The 4,819-nt window shown below is 68.7% G+C and carries 5 protein-coding genes; 3 read left to right on the top strand and 2 right to left on the bottom strand.

Annotated features, from left to right (window positions below; genetic code table 11):
• The 3 genes from VNE62_13190 to VNE62_13200 form a co-directional block, all read left to right on the top strand.
• Positions 1-298, top strand: a 298-nt coding sequence (locus tag VNE62_13190) for a hypothetical protein (protein ID HVE93235.1), incomplete at its 5' end; no start/stop codon positions are given.
• Positions 299-887: 589 nt separating this feature from the next.
• Entirely contained in the window at positions 888-2,165 is a 1,278-nt protein-coding gene (locus tag VNE62_13195) for a GAF domain-containing sensor histidine kinase (GenBank protein HVE93236.1), read from the top strand.
• Complete coding sequence (locus tag VNE62_13200; GenBank protein HVE93237.1) at positions 2,162-2,848, top strand: response regulator transcription factor; 687 nt, start codon at positions 2,162-2,164, stop codon at positions 2,846-2,848. Before VNE62_13195 ends, VNE62_13200 begins: the two co-directional genes overlap by 4 nt.
• Before the next feature lie 9 nt (positions 2,849-2,857).
• Here VNE62_13200 and VNE62_13205 read toward each other — a convergent pair whose 3' ends face one another.
• Positions 2,858-3,529 carry a hypothetical protein gene (locus tag VNE62_13205; protein ID HVE93238.1) on the bottom strand — a complete coding sequence of 224 codons (672 nt, stop codon included), beginning with the start codon at positions 3,527-3,529 and terminating at the stop codon, positions 2,858-2,860.
• Positions 3,526-4,819 (bottom strand): O-antigen ligase family protein (locus VNE62_13210; protein HVE93239.1); only part of this gene is annotated, 1,294 nt, incomplete at its 5' end. The genes VNE62_13210 and VNE62_13205, both read right to left, overlap by 4 nt.

Raw genomic sequence — 4,819 nt, forward strand, 5'->3', positions numbered from 1 at the left:
CAATGAAGTACTCGGTACTTATGCATGCCTGATCATCCCCACTGAGGCGACTGAGGCCTACTTAACTGCCAAAGTGACCGACACGCACGGCCAGCCCGTTTACTTCGAGGTGAGCAGTGACAATGGCTCCACCGTAAGACGTTTCTGCGGCGAGACGAGCGGACCCGTCTATTTCAGACCGGGTAGCACGCTCGAGTTCGATGTCGGTTTGAGCAGGGGGTTCGTCCAGCACGATTGTCCGGCCAACAGCATCAAGACGATCGGGACGATCAGGGTCACGCTGTCCAACCTTCCGTAGCTGCCTGAAGTCCAGCAGAAACAGCAAGCCGCCCACGAGGCGATTCCTCCTTCACCTCGATCGAGCGCAGGTCAAGGCGTAGCTGACAGCTGATGAACCCCGCTCATTCAGCCTTGCTCCCGGCAGGTTGCGTACGTCTGAAACTGAGCCCAGAACCGATCCGCGGTGCCAAGAGGCACTCGGGAGCAGCCATGGGAGGCTGCGAAGGGCGGGGAACCGGGACGCAGGCATCCGCCGGCCGCATTTGCTGCGAACGCTATGCAAATACTGCCTCCGCGCGGGACGAGATGACCAAAGTGAGCACTTCAAGCAGCTTTGACCGGTTCCCCCACGTGGGGGAGGGTTTGAACCAAACCGGGATGGGGACCACCAATCTAGTTGCGGGAGAGCCCGCTCCGGACACCCGGGCCGGGCCCCGATGTCGGGTACAGGTAACCGGCCCGCGACGCAGCCGCCGCGAGGAATTTCCGGAGGATCTGTTGTCGGCCGTTGACAACCGTCGCCCTCGTTCGTGCCGGGTGAATCTTCCCGGCCCCCCGGTGAGGCCTGCCCCGTCAGCCGGCCCCTTCTGCGCCACAGGGGCACGCGCTTGACCGCCGACAAGCTGCGGTGGCAGTCCCCGAACGAGGCCGCACCCCGCGACCCCGGCTCCCTGAGGGAGCTCGCCCTTGCCGACCCCGACACGAGCTCCAAGTTCGACCAGCTGACGTCCCTGCAGGACGTGGCGGGGGCCCTGCTGAAGGAGGTCGACCCGAAACGGGTTCTGTCGCTCATCGCTACGCACGCCAAGGAGCTGACGCACGGCCAGACCGCAGCCATCGCCAAGCTGACGGCCCCCGACAAGCTCCGGCTGGACGTCGTGGTCGGGCGAGGCGCCTCAGCGGCGCGCAACGTCGAGGTCGAGGTCGAAGGTTCGATGGCGGGAATCGCGATGATGACCGGCCGCTCGCAACTGGTGCCGGACATCGAGTCCGAAAGCTGGCTCCAGTTCCCGGTTGCCAAGACACTTTGCGCCCGGTCGACCATGATCGCCCCTCTCTGCGGCGAAGCGGGTCCCGTCGGAGTCATCTGCGTCACGCACGGCGAAGCCAACCGCTTTGCCGGCGACGACCTGCGCCTGCTTGACGTGTTCGCCAGCTTCGCCTGCATCGCGCTGCGAAACGCGCACCTGTTCCAGGCTCACCGCGACGCGGCGCAGGCCGAGGCCGAACGGGCCGTTGCGGCGTCCGAGGCCCGGGCCAAGGGCGAGTTGCTGGCGGGGATGATGAGGGCACAGGAAGAAGAAAGGGCGCGCATCGCCAGGGATCTGCACGACGCGGGCGCACAGGCGCTGACGTCCGTGCTCCTCGGGCTCAAGGTGGCGGAGCAGGGACAACCGGGCGAAGACTTCCGCCGCAGGCTCGCCGATTTGCGCGAGGTCACGTCTCAGGCGATCAGAGAGGTCCGTCAGATTGCCGTGGCACTGCGGCCGCCTGTGCTGGACGACCTGGGTTTGCAGGCTGCGCTCAATCGCCAGGCCAACGAATTCCAGACGCGGTCCGGCATCCGCGTACGGGTGCGACTGGCTAAGGACGCTCCGCAACTGCTTCCGGAGGTCCAGACCGCGGTCTACCGGGTGGTCCAGGAGGCCCTGAGCAACGTGGGCAAGCACGCGAACGCCTCCACCGTCTCCGTCACGAGTACGTACGCGAAGGGAACCCTGCGTGTACGCGTGAGGGACGATGGCTGTGGTTTCGACCCCTCGGCCCCCTGCGAGGGACTGGGTATCAAGGGGATGTGCGAGCGGGTGCAGCTGGCCGGAGGACGGTTTCGTGTCCGTTCAGCACCAGGATCGGGAGCCGTCGTGGAGATGGAGTTGCCGACATGACGCGCATCGTGCTGGTCGACGACCACGTCATCGTCCGCAGCGGCGTGAAGCTGTTGCTCGAGCTCAAGGGAGACTTTCGCGTGGTGGGAGAAGCCGGCTCCGGGGAGCAGTTGCTGTCCGAGCTCCCGGAGCTGATGACCGGCCCGGACGAGAAGCGTCCGGACGTGATCGTCCTTGATCTCAAGATGAATGGCATCGGCGGGTTCGAGTCGTGCCGTCGCGTCCGTCAGCAGTGGCCGCTTCTTCCGGTACTCGTGCTCACGATGTCCGACGACCCCAGCCACGTCCGAGAGGCCTTTTCAGCGGGAGCTTCGGGGTACGTCCTGAAGGAGGCCGCCGACATCGAACTGGAGGTGGCCGTTCAGTCCGTGGCGGCCGGGGGACAGTACCTGCTCCCGTCGCTTGGGGCGTCGCTGCTGCAGGCCCCGGAGCCGGATGCCCCCCCGGCGGCAGCCATCCGGACGCCGCAGGGGCTGGACCTGTCGGCGCGCGAAGTGGACGTCCTGAGGCTGGTGGCCCAGGGCTACTCCAACAAGGAGATCGGAGAGGAGCTTTTCATCAGCTCCCGGACCGTCGAGACCCACCGGACCCACATCGCGCAGAAAACGGGCCTGCGCAACCGTTCGCAGCTGGTCCGCTTCGCCCGGGAGTCGGGCCTGGGGTCGGTCGCGGCCGTGGCCTAGGGGGATTCCCTAGGACTCGGCCCCCGCGTCGCCCCGGGCGATTACTCCGGTTGAGGAATATTCCCCGGTGAAGGGTGTGCCGCAGACGGTGCCCTGGGCGATGGTTGATTTGCCGGCGTGTGCGGCGGCACCGGCCTGCGCGTAGCTCCCAGTCGGGTCGGCGTAGGCATAGGGGTAGGCGTCGGGTTCCGGCAGCTGGAGCTTCCAGGTCAAATCGACGTGGCACGTCCCGGTCGTTCCCTCGATCCCCAGAGCTGTGCCGACGAGCCGGGTGTCGCCGGTCGCGGGGTCGATGTAGAACCCGCTCAGTTTGCCGGTGGCGGGGTCGATCTCGGCCCCCCCGATGGGCAGCGTGTTCATGTCGTACGTGCCGCCTTTGCACGGTCCCCCCAGTGAGCATTCCTCGAAGGAGACACGGAAACCAGCGCCGATGTCCGGAGTGGCCTGGACCCCCGGAGTGGTGTCGGCGTCAGCGGCCGCATTCTGCCAGGCGCTGGCATTGACGCTGATCCAGCTCCACGTTCCCCCGCCGTGGGAGGAATGGTGGGTCGACGCGTAGCGGCTCGTGTAGATGGAAGCCCCCACGGAGGCGCCGAACGACGGCAGCCCGGGTCCGGTTGCCACCAGCACCGCCGCCACGGCGGCACCCGCTCCCAGCTTGACTGCCTTGCGAAGCCTCATGACTGCCTCCGTCCATCCTCGATCTGGGATTGCGGGGGATAAAGTGCGACGCTCAGGACGACCGCCCCGAGCAACGGCAGCACGGGGACGTGCCACGTGATGTCAAAAAGACTGTGAACAGCCACTGCCATGCCGCCGGCGGCCCCGGCCGCCCACATCCCTGGAGGCATCCGGCGCCGTGTACGCATCCCGGCGACGACCAGTACAACGAATGCGGACATATTCGCCGCCCCCCCGGCGATTCCCTGCCGCGCCAGCACGCCCAGCGGCTCGCTGTGGATCCAGGTGGCCACCGTCCCGTTCGGCCCCGTCGACCTCGGCCCCGGCAGCGGCGCCGTTGGTCCGACTCCCGTCAGCGGCCGCTCACGCGCGGCGCGCAGCGCCACCCTCCACTCCGGAGAGCGCGTGTCCGACCCGGGGGCCAGCCGGGCGTACGCAAGACGCCGCACCTGCTGCGGCGCCGCCACCATCACGACGGGCACTGCCACCAGCACCGCGATCAGCGCCAGCCTGGGCACCGGCGCCACCGCGCACAGGGCTCCCGCCGCCAGTGCGGCAGCCGCCACCGCAGGCGAGGCGCGCGTACCGGCGATGGACGGCAGCAGTCCCGCGAGCGCCAGGGCCGCCCCCGCGATGGGGGCCGCGAGGTCAAGGCCCAGCCGCCGGGGGCCGACGGTCCAGGCCACGACGGCCAGTCCGGCGACTAATGCCAGCAGCCCGGAGCGGCTGAGCGTGGCGCCGAGTCCGGTCAGAAGGACGAAGCTCGCCGCGGCCGTGTGCCACCGGGGCCAACGCAATGCCCCGGATAGGAGCACCAGAACCAGCACCGCCAGCAGGCACGCGAGCGCGTTGGCGTAGGTGATCGTGGACGCTGCCCGCCACAGTCCCTGCGCGGGCTGCGCGAACGGCACCCGCCGGAACGCAACCCCGGCCCACCCGGCCAGGGCGACGATCGTCCCGCCCGCCACCAGCCAGGACAGGACCGCGCGCCGGACGTCCTCGCCCAGCCGCCGGACCACGAGGGCCGCCAGGCCGAGCACAACGACGACGCGCAGTCCGGTGAGGGAGCCCCGGACGTCGTCCGCGAGGGCCGCCGTCCCGACCAGTGCCGCCGACACGAGAGCCACCGCCACGGAAGTGGGCGCGCGCAGGTCCGCCCACTCCGGGGGCCTGACCGCGAAGGCGACCACGCAGGAAGCCACGACCAGCAGATGGACGAACCTCAGCTCGTCCGCGAAAAAGGCCCCGTGGGCGACGAACGCATACAGCAGCGCCAGGCCGAGCCCCGCC

This window comes from Actinomycetota bacterium, from assembly GCA_035536535.1.
In the GTDB taxonomy this organism is placed as follows: Bacteria; Actinomycetota; JAICYB01; order JAICYB01; family JAICYB01; genus DATLNZ01.

What these genes read in the sequence shown, in the direction of transcription:
- VNE62_13200 (HVE93237.1), top strand. Translation starts at nt 2,162, where the DNA reads ATGACGCGCATCGTGCTGGTCGACGACCACGTCATCGTCCGCAGCGGC.
- VNE62_13205 (HVE93238.1), bottom strand. Translation starts at nt 3,529, where the DNA reads ATGAGGCTTCGCAAGGCAGTCAAGCTGGGAGCGGGTGCCGCCGTGGCG.